The organism is Microcystis wesenbergii FACHB-1317 (assembly GCF_014696875.1).
In the GTDB taxonomy this organism is placed as follows: Bacteria; Cyanobacteriota; Cyanobacteriia; order Cyanobacteriales; family Microcystaceae; genus Microcystis; species Microcystis wesenbergii_A.
In genome coordinates this window covers 1-23,010 of the sequence record NZ_JACJQV010000103.1, presented here as the reverse complement: position 1 = coordinate 23,010, position 23,010 = coordinate 1, and the positions used below count along the sequence as shown (strand labels likewise).

The 23,010-nt window shown below is 45.1% G+C and carries 21 protein-coding genes and 1 pseudogene; 12 read left to right on the top strand and 10 right to left on the bottom strand.

The window, feature by feature from the left end; all coding sequences use genetic code 11:
• Positions 1–191 precede the first annotated feature (191 nt).
• Together folK and H6F92_RS07365 are read right to left on the bottom strand one after the other, a co-directional pair.
• Positions 192–656, bottom strand: a complete 465-nt coding sequence (gene folK / locus H6F92_RS07370) for a 2-amino-4-hydroxy-6-hydroxymethyldihydropteridine diphosphokinase (protein WP_190357362.1) — start codon at positions 654–656, stop codon at positions 192–194.
• A complete protein-coding gene (locus H6F92_RS07365) occupies positions 653–1,423 on the bottom strand; it encodes a sirohydrochlorin chelatase (protein WP_190357361.1) in 771 nt (256 codons plus the stop codon). Before H6F92_RS07365 ends, folK begins: the two co-directional genes overlap by 4 nt.
• 577 nt (positions 1,424–2,000) lie before the next feature.
• Between H6F92_RS07365 and H6F92_RS07360 the strand changes: the two genes are divergently transcribed.
• On the top strand, positions 2,001–4,628 hold the full coding sequence (locus H6F92_RS07360) for a chloride channel protein (RefSeq protein ID WP_190357360.1): 2,628 nt from the start codon (positions 2,001–2,003) through the stop codon (positions 4,626–4,628).
• Positions 4,629–4,636: 8 nt separating this feature from the next.
• On the opposite strand, the gene H6F92_RS07355 is transcribed toward H6F92_RS07360, so the two are convergent.
• Positions 4,637–5,017 carry a DUF1830 domain-containing protein gene (locus tag H6F92_RS07355; protein ID WP_190357359.1) on the bottom strand — a complete coding sequence of 127 codons (381 nt, stop codon included), beginning with the start codon at positions 5,015–5,017 and terminating at the stop codon, positions 4,637–4,639.
• Between the two features lie 1,092 nt (positions 5,018–6,109).
• On the opposite strand from H6F92_RS07355, the gene H6F92_RS07350 reads away from it, so the two are divergent.
• The 5 genes from H6F92_RS07350 (at position 6,110) to H6F92_RS07330 (ending at position 10,918) form a co-directional block, all read left to right on the top strand.
• Positions 6,110–7,054 (top strand): isoaspartyl peptidase/L-asparaginase, encoded by a 945-nt coding sequence (locus tag H6F92_RS07350; RefSeq protein WP_190357358.1) that lies wholly within the window; start codon positions 6,110–6,112, stop codon positions 7,052–7,054.
• Between the two features lie 71 nt (positions 7,055–7,125).
• Positions 7,126–8,331, top strand: a complete 1,206-nt coding sequence (locus H6F92_RS07345; RefSeq protein WP_190357357.1) for an FtsW/RodA/SpoVE family cell cycle protein — start codon at positions 7,126–7,128, stop codon at positions 8,329–8,331.
• A gap of 142 nt (positions 8,332–8,473) precedes the next feature.
• On the top strand, positions 8,474–8,671 hold the full coding sequence (locus H6F92_RS07340) for a DUF751 family protein (protein ID WP_002737592.1): 198 nt from the start codon (positions 8,474–8,476) through the stop codon (positions 8,669–8,671).
• Between the two features lie 41 nt (positions 8,672–8,712).
• Positions 8,713–9,105: a 30S ribosome-binding factor RbfA gene (rbfA, locus tag H6F92_RS07335; RefSeq protein WP_190357356.1), complete on the top strand. Its 393-nt coding sequence runs from the start codon at positions 8,713–8,715 to the stop codon at positions 9,103–9,105.
• Positions 9,106–9,337: 232 nt separating this feature from the next.
• The gene (locus H6F92_RS07330; RefSeq protein WP_190357355.1) at positions 9,338–10,918 is read left to right on the top strand and encodes a glycoside hydrolase family 3 N-terminal domain-containing protein; all 1,581 of its coding nucleotides are present in this window, start codon (positions 9,338–9,340) and stop codon (positions 10,916–10,918) included.
• Here the strand turns inward: H6F92_RS07330 and H6F92_RS07325 are convergent.
• Positions 10,915–12,114 carry a lipid-A-disaccharide synthase-related protein gene (locus H6F92_RS07325; RefSeq protein WP_190357354.1) on the bottom strand — a complete coding sequence of 400 codons (1,200 nt, stop codon included), beginning with the start codon at positions 12,112–12,114 and terminating at the stop codon, positions 10,915–10,917. The genes H6F92_RS07330 and H6F92_RS07325 overlap by 4 nt on opposite strands.
• 496 nt (positions 12,115–12,610) lie before the next feature.
• Between H6F92_RS07325 and tsaE the strand changes: the two genes are divergently transcribed.
• The gene (tsaE, locus tag H6F92_RS07320) at positions 12,611–13,081 is read left to right on the top strand and encodes a tRNA (adenosine(37)-N6)-threonylcarbamoyltransferase complex ATPase subunit type 1 TsaE (protein WP_190357353.1); all 471 of its coding nucleotides are present in this window, start codon (positions 12,611–12,613) and stop codon (positions 13,079–13,081) included.
• A gap of 37 nt (positions 13,082–13,118) precedes the next feature.
• Here the strand turns inward: tsaE and aqpZ are convergent, their stop codons facing one another.
• Positions 13,119–13,880 carry an aquaporin Z gene (gene aqpZ / locus H6F92_RS07315; protein ID WP_242030040.1) on the bottom strand — a complete coding sequence of 254 codons (762 nt, stop codon included), beginning with the start codon at positions 13,878–13,880 and terminating at the stop codon, positions 13,119–13,121.
• Between the two features lie 422 nt (positions 13,881–14,302).
• Here aqpZ and H6F92_RS07310 point away from each other — a divergent pair, with 422 nt between their 5' ends.
• Positions 14,303–15,388, top strand: a complete 1,086-nt coding sequence (locus tag H6F92_RS07310) for a class I SAM-dependent methyltransferase (RefSeq protein ID WP_190357351.1) — start codon at positions 14,303–14,305, stop codon at positions 15,386–15,388.
• Positions 15,389–15,451: 63 nt separating this feature from the next.
• Here the strand turns inward: H6F92_RS07310 and H6F92_RS07305 are convergent, their stop codons facing one another.
• The 4 genes from H6F92_RS07305 to ftsY all read right to left on the bottom strand — a co-directional run bounded on the left by H6F92_RS07305 (position 15,452) and on the right by ftsY (position 19,502).
• Positions 15,452–16,735 carry a DUF3086 domain-containing protein gene (locus tag H6F92_RS07305; RefSeq protein WP_190357350.1) on the bottom strand — a complete coding sequence of 428 codons (1,284 nt, stop codon included), beginning with the start codon at positions 16,733–16,735 and terminating at the stop codon, positions 15,452–15,454.
• An 81-nt stretch (positions 16,736–16,816) separates the two neighbouring features.
• Positions 16,817–17,233, bottom strand: coding sequence for a DUF3119 family protein (locus H6F92_RS07300; RefSeq protein ID WP_002761589.1), 417 nt, complete (start codon positions 17,231–17,233; stop codon positions 16,817–16,819).
• A gap of 39 nt (positions 17,234–17,272) precedes the next feature.
• On the bottom strand, positions 17,273–18,073 hold the full coding sequence (locus H6F92_RS07295; RefSeq protein ID WP_190357349.1) for a metal ABC transporter ATP-binding protein: 801 nt from the start codon (positions 18,071–18,073) through the stop codon (positions 17,273–17,275).
• 94 nt (positions 18,074–18,167) lie between these two features.
• Positions 18,168–19,502 (bottom strand): signal recognition particle-docking protein FtsY, encoded by a 1,335-nt coding sequence (ftsY, locus tag H6F92_RS07290; RefSeq protein WP_190357348.1) that lies wholly within the window; start codon positions 19,500–19,502, stop codon positions 18,168–18,170.
• 205 nt (positions 19,503–19,707) lie between these two features.
• Between ftsY and H6F92_RS07285 the strand changes: the two genes are divergently transcribed.
• The 4 genes and pseudogenes from H6F92_RS07285 to H6F92_RS07275 all read left to right on the top strand — a co-directional run bounded on the left by H6F92_RS07285 (position 19,708) and on the right by H6F92_RS07275 (position 21,614).
• Positions 19,708–20,295 (top strand): Uma2 family endonuclease, encoded by a 588-nt coding sequence (locus H6F92_RS07285; RefSeq protein ID WP_190357347.1) that lies wholly within the window; start codon positions 19,708–19,710, stop codon positions 20,293–20,295.
• A gap of 217 nt (positions 20,296–20,512) precedes the next feature.
• Positions 20,513–20,659 (top strand): annotated as a pseudogene (locus H6F92_RS26730) (PCP reductase family protein).
• Between the two features lie 80 nt (positions 20,660–20,739).
• Positions 20,740–21,327, top strand: coding sequence for a Uma2 family endonuclease (locus tag H6F92_RS07280; RefSeq protein WP_190357346.1), 588 nt, complete (start codon positions 20,740–20,742; stop codon positions 21,325–21,327).
• A gap of 101 nt (positions 21,328–21,428) precedes the next feature.
• Positions 21,429–21,614 (top strand): PCP reductase family protein, encoded by a 186-nt coding sequence (locus tag H6F92_RS07275; protein ID WP_002751785.1) that lies wholly within the window; start codon positions 21,429–21,431, stop codon positions 21,612–21,614.
• Positions 21,615–21,618: 4 nt separating this feature from the next.
• Here the strand turns inward: H6F92_RS07275 and moaA are convergent, their stop codons facing one another.
• Positions 21,619–22,614 carry a GTP 3',8-cyclase MoaA gene (gene moaA / locus H6F92_RS07270; RefSeq protein ID WP_190357345.1) on the bottom strand — a complete coding sequence of 332 codons (996 nt, stop codon included), beginning with the start codon at positions 22,612–22,614 and terminating at the stop codon, positions 21,619–21,621.
• Positions 22,615–23,010 lie beyond the last annotated feature (396 nt).

Below are 23,010 nucleotides of genomic sequence, written 5' to 3'. Positions count from 1 at the left end.
ACACTTTTGTGGAAGCTTTAGAAGCTTTTCGGACAGCGATGTCTTTCCGTTTCTTTGAGTGGCTGACCGAGAATCGGGATGTGTTTGCCGCTTACAAAGCCAGTTTAGGCTTTATTTGGGCTTGAAATTTGTTTAAGTCCCACTATCCCGCTACGCCCTCGGGTCGGGACTCCCGCAGGTTCATTGACACCCTACTCTCCCAATCCCAATTCCCCCAATAACTGAAGGACAGTTTTTCCAGTTACAGGATCTCGCCAATCGGGGGCAATTTCTGCCAGGGGAAGCAGCACGAAGGTGCGTTCTCGGCAGCGGGGATGGGGTATCTGTAATTCGGGCGTTTCTAAGATCAGGTTATCATAAAATATTAAGTCTAAATCGAGGGTACGCGGTCCCCATCTTTCCAGGCGGACTCTCCCGAATAACTGCTCGATTTCTAATAATTTATCCAGTAAATCTAGGGGGGATAAATCCACTTGCACAATGGCGCAACCGTTGAGATAATCGGGCTGAGGCGGCCCAACGGCGGCGGTTTGATACCATTGGGAATGAGCTTCTAGTTTAATTCCTTTGACTCGCTCTAATTCCCCTAAAGCCTGCCCTAAAATTGTCGCTGAATCCCCTAAATTACTGCCCAGAGCGATCGCTGCCCGCTTCATCCACATCCTTCCTCAACAATAATCTCGGCTAATTCCCCCGTCGCCCCCAAAGATTTACCTAAAAATATATTGACATTGGGATGCTTTTGTGATAGTTCAAAAACTTGGGCTTCGATCGCGGCCGTAATTCCACCGGCAAAGAGGAAATAGGGCAGTATAGGGATTGTTTGGCTACCTTGAGCGATTAAAATCTCGATTTGTTGGGATAAACTCGGTTCTATCGACCAATAAGCTGTAATTGCCCCAAAACACGCCGCTAGATTTTCCACCTCCCGATTACCCCCAGGGCGACGACTACCGTGGGACAGTAAAATAGGTTTTTGCGGGCTTAAATCAGCCAATTGTCGGGATAACAGCGATTTTATGCCCTGATAACTGCCTAAATGGGGCTTTAACTCTAGCTCAATCGGCGAGCGCACTTTGGCCACGGCTGCGGGAATATCTTCTTTAACGTGAACCCCCGACAGGAGAAACAGGGGGATAATCTGCAACTGGTTACATCCTTGGCTTTGTGCTTGTTGGGCAAAAGCTTCTATTTGTTGATGGAGAGGTGTTATCGCTAATTCTAGGGCAGCCGTCCCCACTAATACCCGATTATCTGCTTCTAGAACCGCTATAGATGGGCTAAACTCCGATTTACTCGCCAATCTTTCGGCGGGTTGACTAATTTTTTCCCGAACTAAGGCTGCTAATCGTGTCACCGCCAGGGCTGGACGCGGATCGCGACTACCGTGGCAAACCAATAAGTAGGCTGAGGAGGTCTTCAAAGAAATCTTGCCAAAATAGTTTAGCTTTTAGCCTAATATATTTTGTCTCCCTTTAGGCATCAATGCCCCTGATATTCTCAATTTAGCCTATCTGGATTGGCAAGCAGAAAGGCCACCACTAGCTCCAAACACTACCATTTTACGGGATGTGAAGTGTGAGCAAATCAACCCACATCTTATCCCACAAGGTTTTTAGATTTATTCAGCCAGTCCTATCTAATTAATACTTTTGTTCTTATTGTCATCAAAAGTCAATAAAGTTGAAGTTAATCAAGTTTAACTAACGTAATTCATCTGCTAATATTTATCTTTAATTTACCGATCAAGAAATTGTCATTAGAACCTGAAAATAAAGTCAGGTTAGCGGCAGCTGTCCGCCGACTATTTTCCCCTTCTTTTTTAAAAAGACAGCGACAACCTTTGATCCTAACCCATCGATCGAAAAACTACGATTGGGTCCATCGGTAGCAACAAGGTGAACGGTTACAGAACTTAACGGCCTATGATTAAAGAGACGAGGAATCAGAACCCTAAATAAATCCTCGCCCCGCCATTGCCTTGATTCTCCCTGATAATTATGGGACTTTTTGCCCGTTACCAAAACCTCCGTCAGTGGTTTAAATCCCAACACTTCGGACGTAGCGCGACCGATAGTCGCTATGCTTTACTGGTCGCCTGTTTAATCGGAATTCTCTCCGCCCTTGCCGCCATTATCCTGAAATTGGGCATCGGTTGGTTAGGTGGTTGGCGGGTGCATCTAGTAGCCAATTCCTCTCCTTTCCTAGTTTTGCCCCTCGGCGGTTTTCTGCTTGGTTACAGCGCCGGCTGGATTGTCGAACACTTCTCCCCCGCAGCCGCCGGGGGGGGTATTCCCCAAGTAAAAGCGGCCTTAGCTAAATATCCTTTGCCCCTGTCTTGGCGCGTCGCCCTCGTAAAAATGATCGGGGCGATCCTGATTCTTGGCGGTGGTTTAACCCTTGGTCGTCGGGCGCCGACGGTACACATCGGGGCAGCCCTGGCAGCCCAATTAAGCGTCTGGCTGCCCACCAGTCCCGATCACCGTCGTCAGATGATCGCAGCCGGGGCAGCCGCGGGGTTAGCGGCCGGTTTTACTACTCCCATAGCCGGAGTCCTCTTTGTGATCGAGGAATTAATGCGCGATGTTTCCAGTATGACCCTAGAAACGGCGATTGTCGCTTCCTTTACCGGGGCCGTGGTTTCGATGATGTTGCAGAATACCCCCTCGATCATCACTGAATATGCCAATATTAGCTTCTCTGCCCAAGAAATACCCATTTATTGCCTTTTGGGGGTTTTAGCGGGCTTATTGGGGTCTTTATTCAATCAAGGCATCCTTTTTTGTAGTCAGCTGCAGCGGCGTTGGCGGTTATCTCTGGCTTGGCGCATCGGTCTGGTCAGTTGCTTATCGGGAACGGTAGTGGCTTTTTTACCCGACTTTTTTCGAGATAATACGGGTTTACGCGAATTTTTGCTGGCAGGGGAATTAAGTTGGCAGAATACCGCTCTCGCTTTTGTGGTCTATTTTTTCCTGACGATGATCTCCTATAGTTCTGGCGCCCCTGGGGGACTCCTCGCCCCCGCTTTGGTGTTGGGCTCCTGTTTGGGGTTTCTGGTGGGGGGAATCGAGACGAAAATGATGGGTTTCGGCAGCGAACCTAGTTATACTTTAGCCGGTATGGGGGCTTTTTTTACGGGAGTAGTCAGGGTTCCAGTAACGGCGATCGTGATTGTCTTTGAACTGCATCGCAATTTTAATGTTGTGCTGCCCCTGATGTTGACCTGTGCCGTTTCTTATATCACTGCTGAAAGCATTCTACCCGGTTCCCTCTATGAGCATTTACTTTCCGCTAGTGGTATTATTCTCAACGAGGAAACCCCTGCTAATGATGTGCTGGCCCATCTGTCGGCTATAGATGTGATGCAATCGCAGGTGGAAATTCTGCCGGCGGATTTATCCCTGGGGGAAGTGGTGAAAATTATGTCCCGTTCCCATCATCGCGGTTTTCCCGTGGTGGAACAGGGGCGACTATTGGGGATTTTTACCCAAAGTGATCTGGATAAATGGCGATCAAAAAACAATCAAACCGTCCTGCGGGAGATCATGACTCCCAATCCGATTACTGTAGCTCCCCAGGCAGCTTTAAGCGATGTTTTATTTCTCTTAAATCGCTATCAGCTTTCCCGTTTACCCGTTACCGATGGTCAAAAACTGGTGGGGATCATCACCCGCACCGATATTATCCGGGTGGAAGCTGATCAATTGGGGGGGGTTTGTCAACTGCCCCAACGCAGTATCCCTTCCTATGTGGTTTATCAAACTCGTTCCCCGGCCGTGGGAACGGGCCGGATATTATTACCTATTGCCAATCCTGACACCGCTACTGCTTTGTTTAAAATTGCCGCTGCTGTCGCCCGTGAACGCAATTATGAGATAGATTGTCTCTATGTGATTACTGTGCCTCGTCTTAGTTCTCCGGCGGAAGTCAGGGTAGATACGCGGGAAGGACGCAAATTACTTCATCGTCTGGAAAGATTAGCCCGACAGCAGAATATCTCTGTTCATACACAAATTTCCGTTGTTCAGGATATCGCCGACGGGATTTTGGCCACGATTGGCGAACGACACAGCAATTTATTAATTATGGGTTGGACGGGGGAAAAATCCACCACTGGGGCGATTTTTGGGTTTTTAGTCGATACTCTGATTGCTCAAGCCCCCTGTGAAACCATCTTGGTAAAATTGGGTACAAAGGATTGTTTTCCCAACGATCTTAATCGGGAAAGGATTTGGCTGATTCCCACCGCCGGCGGTCCCAATGCCCAACGCGCTTTAGCATTATTGCCTAGTTTGCTGTCTTTGTCCGAGTCTTCGGATCATCCCGAACTTTGGTTATGTAAAATCTATTCCCCGACGGAGTTACTCCCAGATCTGTCTATTTTGGAAGTTTTACAAGCATCTTTACAGAAAGCGATCGCACAGCCGATTGTACCTTTACCGATTCGTTCGGCTTCTGCTGCCGAGGCGGTCACTCATCTGGTAGAATCGGAGGATTGTTCTTTGGTGCTTTTGGGTGCATCTAGGGAAAGTTTGCTCAATCAGTTCTTAAATGGCAATATCCCCTCGACGATTGCCCGTGCGGTTAATTGCACTGTCATTCTCGTGCGAGGGGAATTATCGGATTAGTTTATTAGCTAGGCGGAAGCTAAAGTTAAACCGAAGGGTACGGTATTGTCAATTTTCGCCCCTTGACTTTCCTCTAGGGAATGGGGGTAGAATATTTCCCCGTCTAGTTGACCATCGGAGTCATCGTCATCCCCATCGCCGATATAAAGGCGCTCACAGGGGATGTTATCGGAAAGGATCGCGCTGGCCATCATCCCCGTATGAATCTCTAAGAAAGCTTCCCCTAGGGTCTCAAATACTAAACGCTGCCCGGGGAAAACCACCCTTTCAAAATACCAGTTAGCAATATTGGTGATGCGAACAATTTGAATATGACTGGTCGCATTCACATAGCAACAAAGAATACTATTTTTCTTGCCGTTGGGGAGGGGATCGAGAATCTGTGCCATAGCAATTGGGGTGATCTTAAAGTGGGTTTGTCATCGCTCCTTCACCCTAACATCCTTTGATCCCCAATAGTTGTAAAGATGATTACATTACTCTGATAAAAATCTACCGATCGCTTTTTCTGGTGATAGAAAGCGGTTTTTATTAAAAAATCATTAAATTTAACTAATGCCTAGTTTTATCTATTTGTCAAGGGGGTAACTGCGTTTTTTTGCTGTTTTTCTTGATTTTCTGCCCAGCTATTTATCGCTGAATTTTATTGACGGTTTCAGGATTATAGAAACCGAGGTAATTTTTGTCAAGTTAGCCATCAGCTTTTTAGCCATCAGCCGTCAGACTTCGGACGTTCGGTGATCTCAGTCGAGCGGACGGTGAGCCTGTCGAACCGCCGCGTGAGCTTTTGTCGAACGCTTTTTTCTCCCCAACTCCGGCGCTCCCTTCTCCCCACTCTGCAATAACTACTCGCAGCCAGAAATCCATTGGGCTTGTATCATACTTTGTGTTTTTTGTCAAAAAAACTTTTTTTTTGCAATAAAACTACACAAAAAAAAGATCATCGTTGTGCGTGAAATTGACTGATTTACCCGTCTTAATTAGGATCACCTTCTAGGTGTGGCAAGGGTTTCAACCGTTGCTGCCTAAAAAAGCACATAATAACCGACTATGAAATTCTATCAAATCGCTGTAACCATGATCACATCGTTGTTAAATAAAAATCTTTCTCAATTAATTTTTAAGAATTTGTAAATATTGCGGAATGTTAATTTAAATATTCTCAAGTTTTTGGAGTCAATAAATAATTTTTGCTTATCTTTGTCGGAAAATAGGACTCCTGCAAAAATCCAACATCTACCATGGAGTCAGTTATCAGTTATCAGTTATCAGTTATCAGTTATCAGTTATCAGTTCACTGAGAAAACTACCCACACCCCACACCCCACACCCCCCCTGCCCCCCCGATGTCGGGGGGGCAGGGGGGGTCACACCCCACACCCCACACCCCAGTTCCCCACTTCCCATAGACCAATTTAGATGTGCGGACAGCTTAAACGTGATAGTTTAGATCCGATCGGTAATGTGATGTTGGGACAATAATGACCAGAGTAAATCCGAAGTTAATTATTCATGGGGGAGCGAGTTCCCTAGAGGACAAAGGTGGTTTAGAATCAGTACGCGATTCTCTCCGGGGGATTGTTAAGAATATTTACAACCTCCTTGACAATGGTGCGAGTGCTGTGGAGGCGGTGACAAAAGGATGTATGTTACTGGAGGATGAACCGCGATTTAATGCCGGGACCGGTTCGGTGGTGCAATCGGACGGTCAGGTGCGAATGAGTGCAGCCTTGATGGATGGTCGTCGCCAGCGTTTAAGCGGTGTCATTAACGTCTCGCGGGTACAGAATCCCATTAGCCTCGCTCAATTTCTCCAAAGTCAAGAGGATCGCATTCTCTCGGAAATTGGAGCTGCAGATCTGGCCAGAGAATTACAAATTCCCCTCTATGATCCCCTCACCGATTATCGGATTCAAGAATGGATGGAGGAAAGAAAGACGAACTTTAATCGCAAAATGGCCCGTTTATTCGCCGACTCCTCAGCGCAACGGGGAACTATCGGGGTGGTGGCTCTCGATCAGCAAGGAGACATCGCCGCCGGAACTTCTACCGGGGGGAAGGGATTAGAAAGAATCGGTCGCGTTAGTGACAGTGCCATGCCGGCCGGCAATTATGCGAATCCATGGGCCGGCGTAAGTTGTACGGGAGTCGGGGAAGATATTATCGATGAGTGTTTAGCCGCTAAGGTGGTCATTCGCGTCACCGATGGTTTTTCCCTCGCCGCTGCCGTGGAGAAATCGATGCGCGAATCCCAAACTAATGGTCGGGATCTGGGCATGATTTCCCTTGATCGTCAGGGGAATATTGTTTGGGGGAAAACGGCGGAAATTCTCTTGGCTGCCTATCACGACGGTCAGGTGATCGGTGATACCCTAGAATGGCACGGTGAAAATGTCGGTTTAATCGGTCATGTCGCCGTCGGATAGTGGAACAAACTGCGATCGAGCCTAGTCTTTTCGGTTAATCTGTACAAGATACTTCTTCTCGAAAAATCTCCGTGTGGCAATATATTATTCCTATTTTTGACCCCGATGTGAAAAACTGGTCAGCCGAAGCGCGATTATTGCGCTGGATGACTTTTTTGTGGCTGGTAGTCGGGTTAGTCGTGCTTTTTTCCGCTTCCTACGCTCTGGCTGATAGTCGCTTTGATAACGGACTATACTATTTTATCCGCCAATTAATCTGGCTTTGGATTGGCTTAATTGGCTTTAATTTCCTGGTGCGATTGCCGATCGAGAATCTGCTCAAAATTGCACCCTGGATGATTTTATTAGTTTTAGGATTAATTTTGATCACTCTTATCCCCGGTTTGGGAGCTAATATCAACGGTGCCACCCGTTGGATTAAAATCGGGCCGATTCTCTTGCAACCGTCGGAATTGATGAAACCGTTTCTCGTCCTGCAAGGAGCGGCGGTTTTCGGTGGTTGGCCGCGTTTAAATGTTAATCAAAGGTTAACTTGGATCGCTATTTTTGGACTAATTCTAGCGGGCATCCTCTTACAACCTAACTTGAGTACCACTGCTCTGTGTGGTATAACTCTCTGGCTGATCGCTCTTGCCTCCGGTCTGCCTTTATCCTACATGACCAGCACCGCTTTACTGGGTGTAACTATGGCCGTGGTTAGTGTTACTTTCCGCGAATACCAGAGAAAACGGATTTTATCTTTCTTAAACCCCTGGCAGGATCCCCGGAATGATGGTTATCAATTAGTGCAGAGTTTACTGGCGATCGGTTCTGGCGGAACCACCGGCAGCGGTTACGGTTTATCCCAACAAAAATTATTTTATCTACCCTTCCCGGATACGGATTTTATTTTCGCTGTCTTTGGTGAGGAATTTGGTTTTATTGGCGGTATTTTACTGTTAATCATGCTATTTCTCTACGCTACTCTCGCCCTGATTGTGGCGGTTAAATGTCGTCATCGCATCAAAAAATTAGTGGCGATCGGGGCGATGGTTATTTTAATCGGTCAATCTCTGTTAAATATCGGTGTGGCCACTGGTTCTTTACCCACTACGGGCCTACCTTTCCCTCTCTTTAGTTATGGCGGCAGTTCCAGTTTAGCTAGTCTCTTTTTAGCGGCCCTCTTAATCCGGGTGGCTAGGGAAGAAAATGACCCCGATCTAGTTCCCACTAGCAGAAAAAGTCCTCAGAAAACTGTCTCTTTGAAGTCTCCATCTTTTTCAAAAGATGGATTCTAATCGTTGAATCTCTGCACAATGAATTGACGCTTTTGCTTAGGTACTTAAAGAAAAATGGGATAAGTCCCGTTAATCGGGGGGCGTGGCAGCATCGGAGCTTACTGCTATAATTACTTACGGACAAAGATAATAAATAAAATTTATGGGCGACTTTTTTGATAACGTGAGCCGTTACCCCCGCTATCTGATTAGCTTTAGTTTAGGGATTTTCTTCGCCTTTTTCGGCTGGTTGGCCCCTTTATTAAAAAATCCCCTCACAGCGATCGCACTTGTGGGCTTTCTGGGGGGAACTTTCGCCTTTCTTTATTTCACCCTCAAAGCCATGCTCGGATTAGCTTGATACAATGGTAAGGGTTTCGCTGTTTTTAGGGGACAAAAATTATGGCTAACGATCGTCGAGTATCTCGCGTCTCCTCGCTAATTAAGCGCGAGGTCAGCCAAATGTTATTAATGGAAATTAAAGATGATCGGGTCGGTGCCGGTATGGTTAGCGTTACCGATGTGGATCTCTCCCACGACCTGCAACACGCTAAAATTTTTGTGTCTATCTACGGCAACGAAGATGCAAAGGCCGAAACTATGGCCGGTTTAAAAGCTTCCGCAGGATTCGTCCGGCGCGAACTTGGTCAACGCATCCGTCTCAGACGTACCCCCGAAGTGGTCTTCCTAGAAGATTCTTCCCTCGAACGCGGCGATCGAATGTTACACCTTCTTGATCATATTAAAAGCGATCGACCCCCAGAAGATGACGATTCCGCTATTAGTGACCAGTGACCAGTGAACAGTAGAGGATAACTAAATTTAGACAAAACTGGCAACTTAAAACTTAAACCTGATAAATTTCCAGAAACTAAAACCTAATTGGTTAGGCTAAAATCTCTGATGTGCTTAGTTTCTAACCTTCTTTTTAGGTGGGAGAATTGCCAGATTCTGCCTTTTGCCTCTTGCCTTTTGCCTCTTGCCTTCAGAAACTGATAACTGATAACTGATAACTGATAACTGAATAGTGAGCGATCGCATTTTATCCCTAAAAGAACGTATTGGTCAGATGATAGTAGTCCGCGCTTCCGGCTATCTCTTTGACCAACAAATCCGCTATCCTGTCTGGGAACCTGTCAACGCCACCCTGAAACATTGGTTAGAAACCCTCCACCTCGGTGGGGTGATTCTATTAGGAGGCAGCGCCGCCGAAATCGCTTTCCGTAGCCAACAATTACAAAGTTGGTCCAGCGATAATCCTCTCCTCATCGCCGCCGATATCGAGGAGGGAGTCGGCCAAAGGTTTTCCGGTGCTACTTGGTTTCCCCCCCCAATGGCTTTAGGAAAAATAGCCGAAAAAAGCTTGACAAAAGCCACAGAATATGCTAGGGAAATGGGAGCAATTACCGCTAAGGAGGCACTGGCGATCGGGATTAACTGGATTTTAGCCCCAATTGTCGATGTGAACAATAATCCCGACAATCCGGTTATCAATATTCGTTCCTTCGCTGAAACTCCCGAAATCGTCGCTAATCTAGCTCAAGCTTTTATTTTAGGGGCGAATTCCTATCCAGTTTTGACCACGGCCAAACATTTTCCCGGCCACGGTGACACCAGCAATGACTCCCATCTCGATCTTCCCATCATCAACCACGATCATGATCGCCTAGAAGCGATCGAATTGCCGCCCTTTCAAGCTGCAATCGAGTCGGGGGTTGATAGTATTATGTCAGGCCATCTGTTAATTCCCGCTTGGGATGACGAATTTCCCGCCACTCTTTCCTCGAAAATTCTCGGAGAAAAACTGCGCCAAAATCTCAGTTTTCAGGGTTTAATCGTCACTGATGCCCTGATTATGGGAGGAGTGACTAAAATTGCCAGTGCTGCCGCCATAGCAGTGAGGGCGGTACAGGCGGGGGCTGATATACTATTAATGCCTCCCGATCCGATCGAAGCGATCGAAGCGGTGTATAGTGCCGTGCAGGCGGGTACAATTAGCGAAGCCAGAATTAATGATTCTTGGCAACGTATTCAACGAGCAAAAGAGAAATTGGGGCAAAGACAGCCATCCTTAGAATCCTTAAGCAGTTTAGCGGCACCGCAAGCTCTAGAGATTGTCAGCGATCTTTTAAAAGATTCCCAAACAGTTAGCGGTAATTTACCCATTAAAGCCACTCAAGGCCGCAATTTAATCATTATCGATGATTTACTCAACTGTGACTTTCTCGATCGCTCTTGTCCGGCGGTGACAATGCCCCGACAATGGGGTTATCAAACCCAAATAATCGATCGTAGCACCTTTCATCAGTCCCTCGTCTCCCCAGAAACGACTCTCCTACAAGTATTTATCCGTGGTAATCCTTTTCGGGGTAGTGCCGGATTAGGAGAGGAAACGAAAGCTATCTATCAAGCTTTGCTGAAAACTGGACAGATTCAAGCATTGATTATTTATGGTAGTCCCTACGTTTTCCAGTGGTTTCGTCAACAAAGCGCAGAAATTCCCTATCTTTTCAGCTACGGACAACAACCAAGCGCCCAAAAAATTGCCCTAGAAACTATTTTTGAGTGGCCAACTAGCGGCGAAAATCGGACTGATACTTTTCTTTAAGGGCAAAAATTGCCTAGTAACCATTGGGCAATGCGATCGGAAGCCCCAGCTGACCCCATTCTCTGACGACCATTAAAGGCGATTTCTTGCCACTGTGGGGGATTTTGTAATAAATATTCTAACTTGTCTGCTACTGACTCGGCACTATCGCCTAAGAGAATTGAACAGCCTAATAAACGCTGTTGCAGTTTGGCAAAATGGCCAGTAAACTGTGGTCCAGATCCCGCAATCGTGATCGCCGGTTTACCCAAACCGACGAACTGTTCCGTGGCAGTTCCCGCCATGGCGATCGCTAGATGGCAGCGGCCTAAATATTCGGCGTAATCCCTTTGAGAAATAGTTATAAATACCTCTTGACAAATAAACTTATTTGTGCTATGTTCTCGCCAACCCCGGTCAATTAAAGCAGCCGTAAAAGATTCTAGGGGGAGAGAAGGAGCGATCGCCGACAAAAACTCCAGCTTGTAATCGGGAAAACGGCCGATAATGGCGGCCACAGCTGCGAGAATTTGCTGCCAATTGTGGAGAGATTCGGGAAAGCGCGAACCGGGTAGCAGCAGAATATTTAGGCAATATTGGGGAAAATCGCCCGTTATCGAGGGTAAAAGGTCATCCATCATCGGATTACCCCCATCGACAACGGGAATTGACCACTGTTGTAAAATTTTGCTAGTTAAACTATCCCGGGGAAAAACCCCCCGACAGCGAGGATGAGCCATTAACCAGCGTTCCCAAGGATAATAATAGGAACCCCAGAGGCGATCGATCATCGAGCTACTATCTAACCATCCCTGCTCATCCCGGAGATAGTATTCCGATTTAGCCGTTCCCACAAAAGCATAATCCCTCTCGCTCAACCAAGCAAGGGCCAGGGGTAAGATATCTCCCACCGCGACAATTTTTCCCCCTTCTTGGCCCCAATTTTTGACCAGACGGTATTGACGGGAGGTTAATCCTAATAATCCCTCCCGTAGATCTCGCCATAATTGTTTCGCATCCCTGGTGATAAAACCCCCAGAGGGCATTTTTTGACCTCGATCGAGAAGGGGAATCCCCAGACGAGTATAAGCATAACCGTTACCCACTAGGGGTAAAGCAGTAATATCCGGACAGTGGGGAGATGATTGCAGTCTTTTAATAATCCGGATCGCGATCTCGTCTTCACCGTGGCCATTACTCAAAAATAATAATTTCACTTTTTTTCTTAACTTCTGGCTTAAAGTCCTAAACTTCGGTTGTTTTATTGCCTTCGACCCTAGACAATGCTGATGGTTAGGGAACAATCAATTTTATAAAAGCAGTTAACCAACTCCCATTTAGTCTAATCTACCAGAAGGTTTCGCCGATCGCTTATCTCTGTCTTGATGGCGACCATTTGACCAAAGGCAAGACTAAGAGATAAGAGATGAGTTTAACTGCTTCTATTTTTCTCGCTCAAAAGACCAGATTAGATCTCCTGCAAAAATCAAAAATCTGACCTTAGCTGAGAAGACTACGAGACTTCGAGACGGTCGATAGGAGCAGAAAAAAGACAAGAAATAACTATAATATCCATAAAAGCTAAGATTATGTCAAATTTATCTGGTTTTTTAGATATTTTGACCCGATAGTGCCTCGGTAACTTACTTTTACAGGAGGTCTTCTGATCGCTATATTAAAATCAGTGGTTAATTGGCATCCTAACGGAAACAAATGATTATCGACTTACCCGATCGAGAAGCTACTGTCAATTTAGGGGAAAAACTGGGGCAAACCCTGGCCCCCGGCAGTGTAATTTTATTAAAAGGCGATTTGGGAGCGGGAAAAACCACCTTAGTACAGGGAATTGGCCTAGGATTGGGCATTAAAGAGCCTATAGCTAGTCCTACCTTCACCCTCGTTAACGAGTATAGCGAAGGCCGCCTTCCCTTGTATCATTTGGATTTGTATCGTTTGCAGGGTCAAGATATCGAGGCCCTGTACCTAGAAAATTATTGGCAGGGAATCGAGGTGGATTTAGGGATAGTGGCGATCGAATGGTCGGAACGTTTAACTTTTTTGCCAGAAAATTATCTAGAGATTACTTTACTCGATCGAGGTGAGCAGGGACGACGAGCGCTGCTCAATTTTGTCGGTGGGGACGAAAAAAATAGCGACCCCACAGGAATCGCTATCAGCACTTGACTCTTTAAGCAATCAAACTTTAGCGGTAACTTTCCACTTATTCTCTAACTTGTCTTTCTTCTAAAGTTTCTTCAAAGAAACTATTGTAGAGGAAACCCGCCGCCACGGCCCCCACAATGGGAGCAATCCAGAATAACCATAATTGACCAACGAGAGCCATATTACCGCATAAAAGAGCGACACCAGTACTACGAGCGGGGTTAACGGAGGTATTGGTCACGGGAATGCTAATTAAGTGAATTAAGGTCAATCCTAAACCAATGGCGATGGGAGCAAAACCGGCCGGAGCGCGTCGATCGGTAGAACCTAAAATGATAATTAAGAACATGAAGGTCAAGACCACTTCCGTGACCAAAGCGGCGAATAAACTGTAACCACCGGGAGAATGTTCTCCGTAACCATTGGTGGCCAGAGGATTGCTGCCTCCCAAAGCGAAACTCGGTTGACCACTGGCAATAATGTAGATAATTACCGCCGCTAAAATCGCCCCTAAAACCTGAGCGATGATGTAGGGAAGTAGTTCCGAACCGGGGAAGCGTTTACCTGCCCAGAGACCGAAGGAAACGGCGGGATTAAAATGTCCCCCCGAAATATGCCCGAAAGCGTAGGCAAGGGTAAGGACGGTTAAACCGAAGGCGAGGGCGACACCCACAAAAGAAATCCCCAGATCGATATTAAAATCAGCACCATCTACGACACTCTTGGCTTTACCCACAAATACTGCCGCTAAAACGGCACTACCGCAACCACCGAGAACGAGCCAAAACGTCCCGATGAACTCTGCTAGATACTTTTTCATCTCTATATCAAGGTTGAATGATTTTACTTTTAGGTTATCTCCCATCAGACCGGATTAAACTGCTATAAGATATTAAAAAATAGTTATTTTTTTACCTTCAATTTGCCGTTCTTATGGGGAAACTATCAGCTTTTTAGGGATATAATAGTAAAAAAATCGGGAATTTCTGATAATTTCACACTTTCTTTAGATTTACTTCTATCTTGATGTCTGATTGGTTTTGGCAGTGGTTGACCCTTTTCGATCCTAGTTAATCATGGAAAGACAAAAGAAGAGATCGAGTGCTAAGTAGGTGGGTGGAATTAAATATAAAATGAACGTAGGTTGGGTTGAAGCATGAAACCCAACGCCCGCTCATGTTACGCTACCGCTAACCCATCCTACAAATAATTGTGCCTACCTACTTAATTATGAGATGAGCGATGCAGGAAGAAAAAGCGATATTTAATATCAACAATACTTTTTATCGACTGGAGAGTAAAATCGTCCGAGATTTAGGAGTTTTAGGGGCGGCAATTGCCCAAAAAGAGCGGGGCAGTTTGCGGGTTTTAGAAGTAATGAGCGGCTCTGGTGTGCGAGCGCTCAGGTATTGGTTAGAAAGTGGTGCGGATTGGCTGTGGGTTAATGATGGTAATCCAGAAATTAAGCCAACTTTAGACGCTAACTTAGAGAGTTTATTACAACAGAAAAAAATCAAAATAACCTATAAATCTGCCCAAGAAGTTCTCCTAGAATGTTATCTTAAAAAAGACCATTACGATCTAGTTGATATTGATGCTTTTGGTTCTCCTGCATCTCTGTTTAGTGCTATTCCTTTAGCCACTAAAATCGGGGGTTTAATTTATCTGACTAATACTGATGGACGGACGCTAACGGGTCATAATCTAGAAAATAGTTTAGCTGATTATGGAGCATCTGCTCGCAATCATCCAGCTGCCCACGAACAGGGATTAAGATTAATTATTGCCGGTTTGCAATTAGAATCGGCCCGGTTAGGTTTAGGAATTACGCCGATTTTTTCCTTCTTTTTTGGTCAAAGTTATCGGGTGATGGTGCGGTTAACAGCTAATAGACAATTAAATAGTCATAACTACGGTTTTCTTGGTTATTGTCATAGCTGCGGGGAATATCAATCAGTACCTTGGCCGAAGTTAGGCAAGATAGTTTGTTCTGGGGACGGGCAACCTTTAACCTTAACCGGACCCTTGTGGTTAGGCAGTTTACATGATCGCCTTTATCTAGAAAAGATGGCAGATTTGGCCGATCAATGGCAGTGGAAAAAGGTAGTTAAATTGTTAGAAATAATGAGGGAAGAAAACGATTTTCCTCCCTATTTTTATAGTTTTCGGGAAATTGGGAGAAGGGGTAAATTAGATCTACCCAAAAGGGAAGATTTAATTGCAGCTCTCTTAGAACAAGGTTATCGAGCCGCTGCCACCCATATTAACCCACAAGCGCTGAAAACTAACGCTTCTTTAGCCCAATGTATCGCACTACTCAAGGACTAATTAGGGTTTGCGGCAAAAAGGGCGTTGGGTTTCATGCTTCAACCCAACCTACGTTCTAATTAGTTAATACCAATAACTAGAACTTTGTTGGGGTTCAGGGGCGAAAGCTAACCAGTAGGGGAATTGTAAAAGAGCGAAATTCAGTCGTTCTTCGGTATCATCGATGATAATGAGCGGTGAATACTTATCGTCGATTAAACGTTCCGCTTTTTGAATTAAAGCTTCGGGAGACTCAAAGAGAACGATGCCGCGGTCCGGTCCAAAATCGGCGCGGGAAATGCCGAGACAATCTTGGAGGCCGCGCCGCCATTCGCCTAAACGTTCGGGACTATTAGCCAGAACGAGAGAACGGAAGCGATCGCCCTGTAATTCCGCCATAATCGAGATAATTGCCGAAGCCACCAGAATATTCTGGAGACGGCTGCCCATACCGCGAACCGTACCCCGGCCCCCCTGTTTAAAGAACCACTGTTGCACCCGTTCGGCGTGAATTGGTTCAAAAGTGCGCCGTAATTGCCAAGGCGGACCGTAATAGTCAGGACGACTGCGATAACGGTCTAAAAGAGTTTGGATGCGCTGATTTTGCTCAGAAAAGCCCTGTCTGGGGGTAGATTGTCCCACCGGTTCCGATTCATAACCGGAACGGTTAGAACGACGGGGTTCTTGCCAATTATCCCGGCCCTGGTTACTGGTACGGGGGGGACGGGGACTTTCTTCGCGATCATCCCGGCCTTGACTGCCACGGGATGGACGGGGGTTTTCCTCCCGTTCGGTCCGCAGGGGAGGTTCCACGGGTCGGGGGGATTTTTCGGGGGTTTCAAAACGGGGTAATTCCAACTGTTCGGCAGCCGCGGCCAAATCCTGTAAACTGCCCACCAGATAGTCTTTAAATCCCTGAACCCGCACGGCTAGGTCTTGGGAGACTCCGGCGAAATTACTCCGCATTTCCTGCCGAATCCGCTCACGACGGCGTTCTAACTGTTCGATCGCCACTTCTAAAGCCTGTTTGCGTTGTTCTAGGTCTTTTACGCCTTCCTTGAGCATTCTTTCAATTTGAGCTTTGATATCCCCTAGTTCCTCGGCGATCAAGCGTTCTCTTTCCGCTTTTAATGCCGAGATTTCTGCCGCTAGGCTCTGTTTTTGCCGTTCTAGAGCCTCGATTTCTGCTCGTAGGGGTTGCGCTTGGGCTGCGGGAACTAATTCGCCTTCGGGGGCGATTGCCGATGGCAGCGGATTCTCTACCGGGCGATCATTCCAGAGATCGTCAAAACTAAATTCTTCGACAGATTCATTGGGTAAGTCTGTCATTTTGTCAAGGGGTAAAACATTAAAATCTTCTGAATTCATCGGCTTTAGAAATGCAGAGCGAACAAAGGGCCAAGGCAGGCAATTAAGACGCTATTAGCCAGATTTTATTTTATCTCAATCTTAGTTCGCTTCTGAGTCGATCGCTGGCGATGCTGCTAAAGGATAGTATTTTTCGAGGCACAGTCTCAGGGTTGCGCTGTCAAAGATAATGGGCAAAAAATGAATGCTGTTAATTTCTTTGAAATAAAACAGGATCGGGACTTTGTTCCAGAAAATACGCCAATTTTGCCATTCTTGGTAGGGAAAGGAGCGAATTTGTTGCCCAGATAGATAGACATCTAAAGAGGTGGGGGTAAACTGGAGACGAATGCGGGTAGTCTGGAACATCAAAAATAGTCCTAACAGGGAGAAAATTATGCCGAGCCAGACCTGTAAAAAGAGTAAAGGCAGCGATAAAATTACCAAAAACAGGGGAATTCGATAGTTAGGAGCTAGTTCGATCGTTCCTGTTACTTCTTGCGGGGAAATAGTTTTCATCGGTGTCCCTATCGGCAGTCAGCCAAAATATCTTCACTTCTAGTTTATCCCATTGTTTTTCGAGAAGCGATCGAAATAATCGAGACTCGATCGGCGATGATCTGGTGGTGTCATGGCATCGTAGAAGGAGACTTTACCCCCGTATGCGCGCCGGAGATTAAAATCAGTTAATACCTTAGATCGTTGATCGGCGAGGATCAATTCTTTATTTAAGAGAATTAAATCAGCAAAATGGGTGATAGATTCGCCTAAATCATGATTAACCACCATGACAATTTTATTTTCTTGGGCTAACTCACCAAAGATATTAAAAAGAACCCCCTCGGTTTTTTGATCTACCCCAACGAAAGGTTCATCAAAACAGAAAATCTCCGCTTCTTGGGCCAAAGATCTGGCTAAAAAGACTCTTTGCTGTTGTCCCCCCGACAGCTGACCGAGGGGACGATGGCGTAAATCAGCCATTTCCACCCGTTCTAGGGCATTTAAAGCCTGTTGACGACTAATATGGGAAAAAGGACGAAACCAACCCGTTTTTCTGACTCTCCCCATCATCACCACATCCCAAGCGCTGACGGGATAGGTCCAGTCGATTTGAGATCTTTGGGGAACATAAGCGACTTTATCCAGTTGTTGCTGTAGAGATTGCCCTTGATAGTTAACGCTTCCCTGTTGTACGGGAATTAATCCTAGCATGGCTTTGATCAGGGTACTTTTGCCCGCACCGTTGGGACCGATAATACCGGTTAATCGTCCCGGATGAATTTTCAGGGTGATATCCCGTAGGGCTTCCACGCCGCGATAATATACTCCTAGATGACTAACCGTAATTGTCCTTTGCATAGTTGTTACCCCGAGTCTCCAGTTCTAGCATAGCTAAAAATGAGACAATTATGAAGCAACCATGAAAAGATTATGAAAGATAGGCGGGGTGAGATTAATCGCCACTTAGTAAAGCTTCCACGAATTCGTAACTGGAAAAGGGCCGCAGATCCTCGATTCCTTCCCCAGCGCCGACAAAGCGAATCGGGAGATTAAGCTGACGCGCTACGGCAAGGGCAACACCCCCTTTAGCTGTACCATCGATTTTAGTCAGGATCACGCCGCTTAATTGGGCAGCTTCCGAGAAAACCTCTGCCTGTCGCAGCCCGTTTTGTCCTAAAGTGGCATCGAGAACTAGAAGGGATTCCACCACGGCACTCTCGGCTTTTTTGTCGATAATGCGGCGAATTTTGCTTAATTCTGCCATTAAGTTCTTTTTATTCTGCAATCTTCCCGCCGTATCCACTAAGAGTAATTCTACCTCCCTGGATTTAGCGGCTTCGATACCATCGTACACCACGGCGGCCGGGTCGGTATTTTTGCCTGGGTTGGCAATTACTTCGACTTGCGATCGCTCTCCCCAAACTTTCACCTGTTCCACGGCAGCAGCGCGAAAGGTGTCGGCAGCGGCTATTATACAACTATAGCCAGATTGTTTAGATAAATGGGCTAATTTGCCGATAGTCGTTGTTTTACCGACTCCGTTAACTCCTGTAAGCATCCAGATATTTAATTTGCCTTTTTCTGGCTCAAAACCGGGGTTGCTATAATTGGCTAAAGGTGCATCTAAAATCTCGCGGATAATTTCTTTGAGATATTCGATCGCTTTTTCGGGGGGCAAAGCTTCCTGTTTTAGCTTATTTTGGAGGGTAGTGATAATATAATCGGTGGCATCTACCCCCACATCGGCCTGAAGCAATAAAGCTTCGATTTCCTCCACCGCATCTTGATTGAGGGGACCCTGACCGACCACGGCCTTAAGCTGATTGACCAAGCTGCGGCGCGTTTTGCCTAAACCCTGACGCAATTTTTTTAACCAAGTGATTTCTTCTTCCGAAACGTCCTCTGCTTGTCGTCCCTGATTGGCTAAAACTTTGGCGGACCAGATAAAGTCCTCATCTGGTTCTGTGGGGGTTTCGATGGCGGTTTCTTTGAGAATTTCGAGGCGATCGGATTTTTTCAGCCATGCGGGGGTATTATCCTCGGTTTCTTCTTCTTTAACTGGTTCTTCCTCTTGCGGAGGTTCTGTTTCAGCAATAGATGTTTCAGGGGTTTCGCTAACGACGGCCTCGGCCGTGGCTTTTTTCTCTTGAATATTTTTAAAGGCTTTTTTGGCCCAATCTAAATACTCTTCCTGACTGGTTGCCTCGCTGGGGGTTTCCTCTACGGGTGCGGGGGGTGCTTGTTCTTGTTCGGGTTGGACTTTCTGACGACGGAACCAGTTAAACATAGGAGAAACTAAACATAAAACTATTTATCTAGTTTATCTTAACCCTTGAAGTGAGCAATTTTGATAGTTAGATTTTTAATTGTGGATTTCTCCGCATTTTTTGCTAGAGATTAAGGAAAAAATGATAACCTTGCTCAAGGATAACTTTGTCTCTTTTTAGAGAAATGCTGTATCGTAGAAAATAGAATAGGAAGGAGAGTCAAAAATGTTAAGCGCTACCGAAACTAAATATTATACTCCCGAAGAATATCTCGCCCTAGAGGAAACGTCCGAAGATAAAAATGAATATCGTCAAGGAGAAATTATCCCAATGGTAGGAGCCACCACTAATCATAATCAGATTTGTCTAAATTTTTGCCGTAATTTTCCCTTAAATATCAATAATCAAGATTATTATAATTATATGGAAACGGTGCGTTTATGGCTATCAGATTATAGCATTTACACCTATCCCGATGTGATGGTGACTAAAGGTCAACCTCTCTATCAAGGGAATAGTCAATCTAACGTGATCAATCCTTTAATTATTGTTGAAGTTCTCTCTAATTCTACCCAAGCTTATGACCGAGGGGATAAGTTTAAATTCTATCGTTCCTTGCCAACTTTTCAGGAATATATTCTGATCGAACAATCTAGTTATAGTGTGGAACGTTACTATAAACAAAAGGATGATCAATGGTTAATTGATTTCGTCACGGGGGAAAATGCGGTTTTACAATTGCTGTCGGTAGATTGGCAGATTTCTTTTCAAGATTTATATCAAAGAGTAAATTTCGACCTAGCAGAAACCTAAAATTAAAAGAAAGGTGAAAAAGAGTCGCTGTCAAGAAAATTGTCATCTCAAAATAGCTAATCTTTTTGGGTATCATATAGCAATTACCATATTTGTGAGGTACAGAGTCTTAGGTTTTGAGGAGTCAGGAGTCAGGATTCGGGATTCAGGAGTTAAGATTTTGGTGTACCTCATGAGATTGGGAAACGCTATAGACGGACTACTATATGTTAAATCTATGGACGATCTAGATTTTTCCGATCAACTACAATAGACCGCAGAAGCAAAAGCAAAACTAAAAAATATTCCCTATTTTGTTCTTTTCCAAGCGCGTCAGCGGATTACTGAGATATTGAAAATACACTTTTCCGAGCCACTCAATTGATAACCTTGCTCAAGGATAACTTTGTCTCTTTTTAGAGAAATGCTGTATCCTAGAAAATAGAATAGGAAGGAGAGTCAAAAATGTTAAGCACTACCGAAACTAAATATTATACTCCCGAAGAATATCTAGCTCTGGAGGAAACGTCCGAGGATAAAAATGAATATCGTCAAGGAGAAATTATCCCAATGGTAGGAGCTACCACTAATCACAATCAGATTGCTGGAAACTTCTATCGAAGATTTCCTCTGACTATCAATAATCAAGATTATTATACCTACATGGAAACGGTGCGTTTATGGCTGTCAGATTATAGCATTTACACCTATCCCGATGTGATGGTGATTAAAGGTCAACCTCTCTATCAAGGGAATAGTCAATCTAACGTGATCAATCCTTTAATTATTGTCGAAGTTCTCTCTAATTCTACCCAAGCTTATGATCGAGGGGATAAGTTTAAATTCTATCGTTCCTTGCCAACTTTTCAGGAATATATTCTGATTGAACAATCTAGTTATAGTGTGGAACGTTACTATAAACAAAAGGATGATCAATGGTTAATTGATTTCGTCATGGGGGAAAATGCGGTTTTACAATTGGTGTCGGTGGATTGGCAGATTTCTTTGCAAGATTTATATCAAAGAGTAAATTTTGACCTAGCAGAAACCTAAAATTAAAAGAAAGGTGAAAAAGACTCGCTGTTAAGAAAATCGTTATCTCAAAATAGCTCATCTTTTTTGGTATAATAGACGGACTACTATATGTTAAATCTATGGACGCTCTAGATTTTTCCGATCAACTACAATGGACTGCAGAAGCAAAAGCAAAACTGAAAAATATTCCCTATTTTGTTCGTTCCCAAGCGCGTCAAAGGATAGAAGAATTAGCTCGTCATGCCGGTTCCGATCGAGTTACCGTGGAAATGGTGGAACAGGCTAGAGTAGAATTCGGACAGTAGATTTTTAGCCGCCAATTTGGGACATAGTACGGGTATAAATGCCGCTTGATGTGCCGGAATCACGCAGTTTAAAGTTTATTTCTGCTTTCAGTTCCATTAATTTCTGGACTTTTTCCCTGATTTCTGCCGGCGAAATTCCCTGACGGAGGGCGGTTTTTAGGTCAATTTGTCCGGTTTCGTTGAGGAGACAGGGACGCAACCAACCATCGGCCGAGAGACGTAGGCGGTTGCAGCGATCGCAAAAACATTCCGACATCTGACTGATAAAGCCAATTGTACCCTTAGCCCCCGGAATTTGAAAAACATCGGCTGGACCATTTCCCCGCACTTGACCCTCATTTAAGCCCCATTTTGCCCGAATTCGCCCCCTTAATTCCTCGCTCGCAATCCAAGCTTTTTCTTGAAATAAATCACCGTTACCGATGGGCATAAACTCGATAAAACGGACGTGCCAACGCTTCTCGATGGTCAAAGCCGCTAAATCCTCCACTTCTGCCTCATTTATCCCCGGAATTACCACCACATTCAATTTTAAGGGGTCAAAACCCACTCTCTGGGCCGCTTGAATACCTGCCCAAGTTTTTTGCCAACGACTCCGGCCGCGATTACCGATAATTTTATCGAAAGTGTCGGGGTCGAGGGAGTCTAAACTGATATTAATCCGTCTTAGTCCGGCTTCATACAACATTTCGGCTAAATTGTCAAGTAAATAGCCATTAGTGGTCAGAGCTAAATCGCTAGTGGCAGATAAAGAGGCGATATCGCGCACAATCTCCACTACTTCGGGATGTAAGAGAGGTTCCCCACCAGTAAGGCGAAATTTGCGGAAACCAAGGGGAATAAAGACATTTTTGACTAAAGTAAGAATTTCCTCCCGGGTGAGTAATTCTTGCGGTCGAACATAGGCCAATTCTGCATCTTCAGGCAGACAATACTGACAGCGAAAGTTACAGCGATCGATTAAACTAATCCTGAGATAGTCAATTTGGTTCCTGTTCACGGGCAAATACTGTTATAAAACTTCATGAATTTATCATAACAATTCTGGCTCGATCGATATCTAGACATCGGCTACATCTAGATTTTAGTCTATGATGACAATAGATTTGCTCAATGGCAAGAGCAAATAAAGATTGGTAAGTTTGATAATTTTTCTTGATTGTACTTAAGTAGGTAGGCGTTAAAAATTATCAGACACCCACCTTATCAAGGGTAGGGTTGATTCATGAATCAACCCTACCTTATCAAGGGGGGATTAAAGGCAAAATCGATTTTTAATTTAATTATAGCAATTCTCTGACTTATGAGGTACAGTAGCAACAGTGAGTAAACCAATTGCGAATATCTTTTTGAGTAACTTCTAACATAGCCAATTCAATCCCTTCTATTAAGTCTT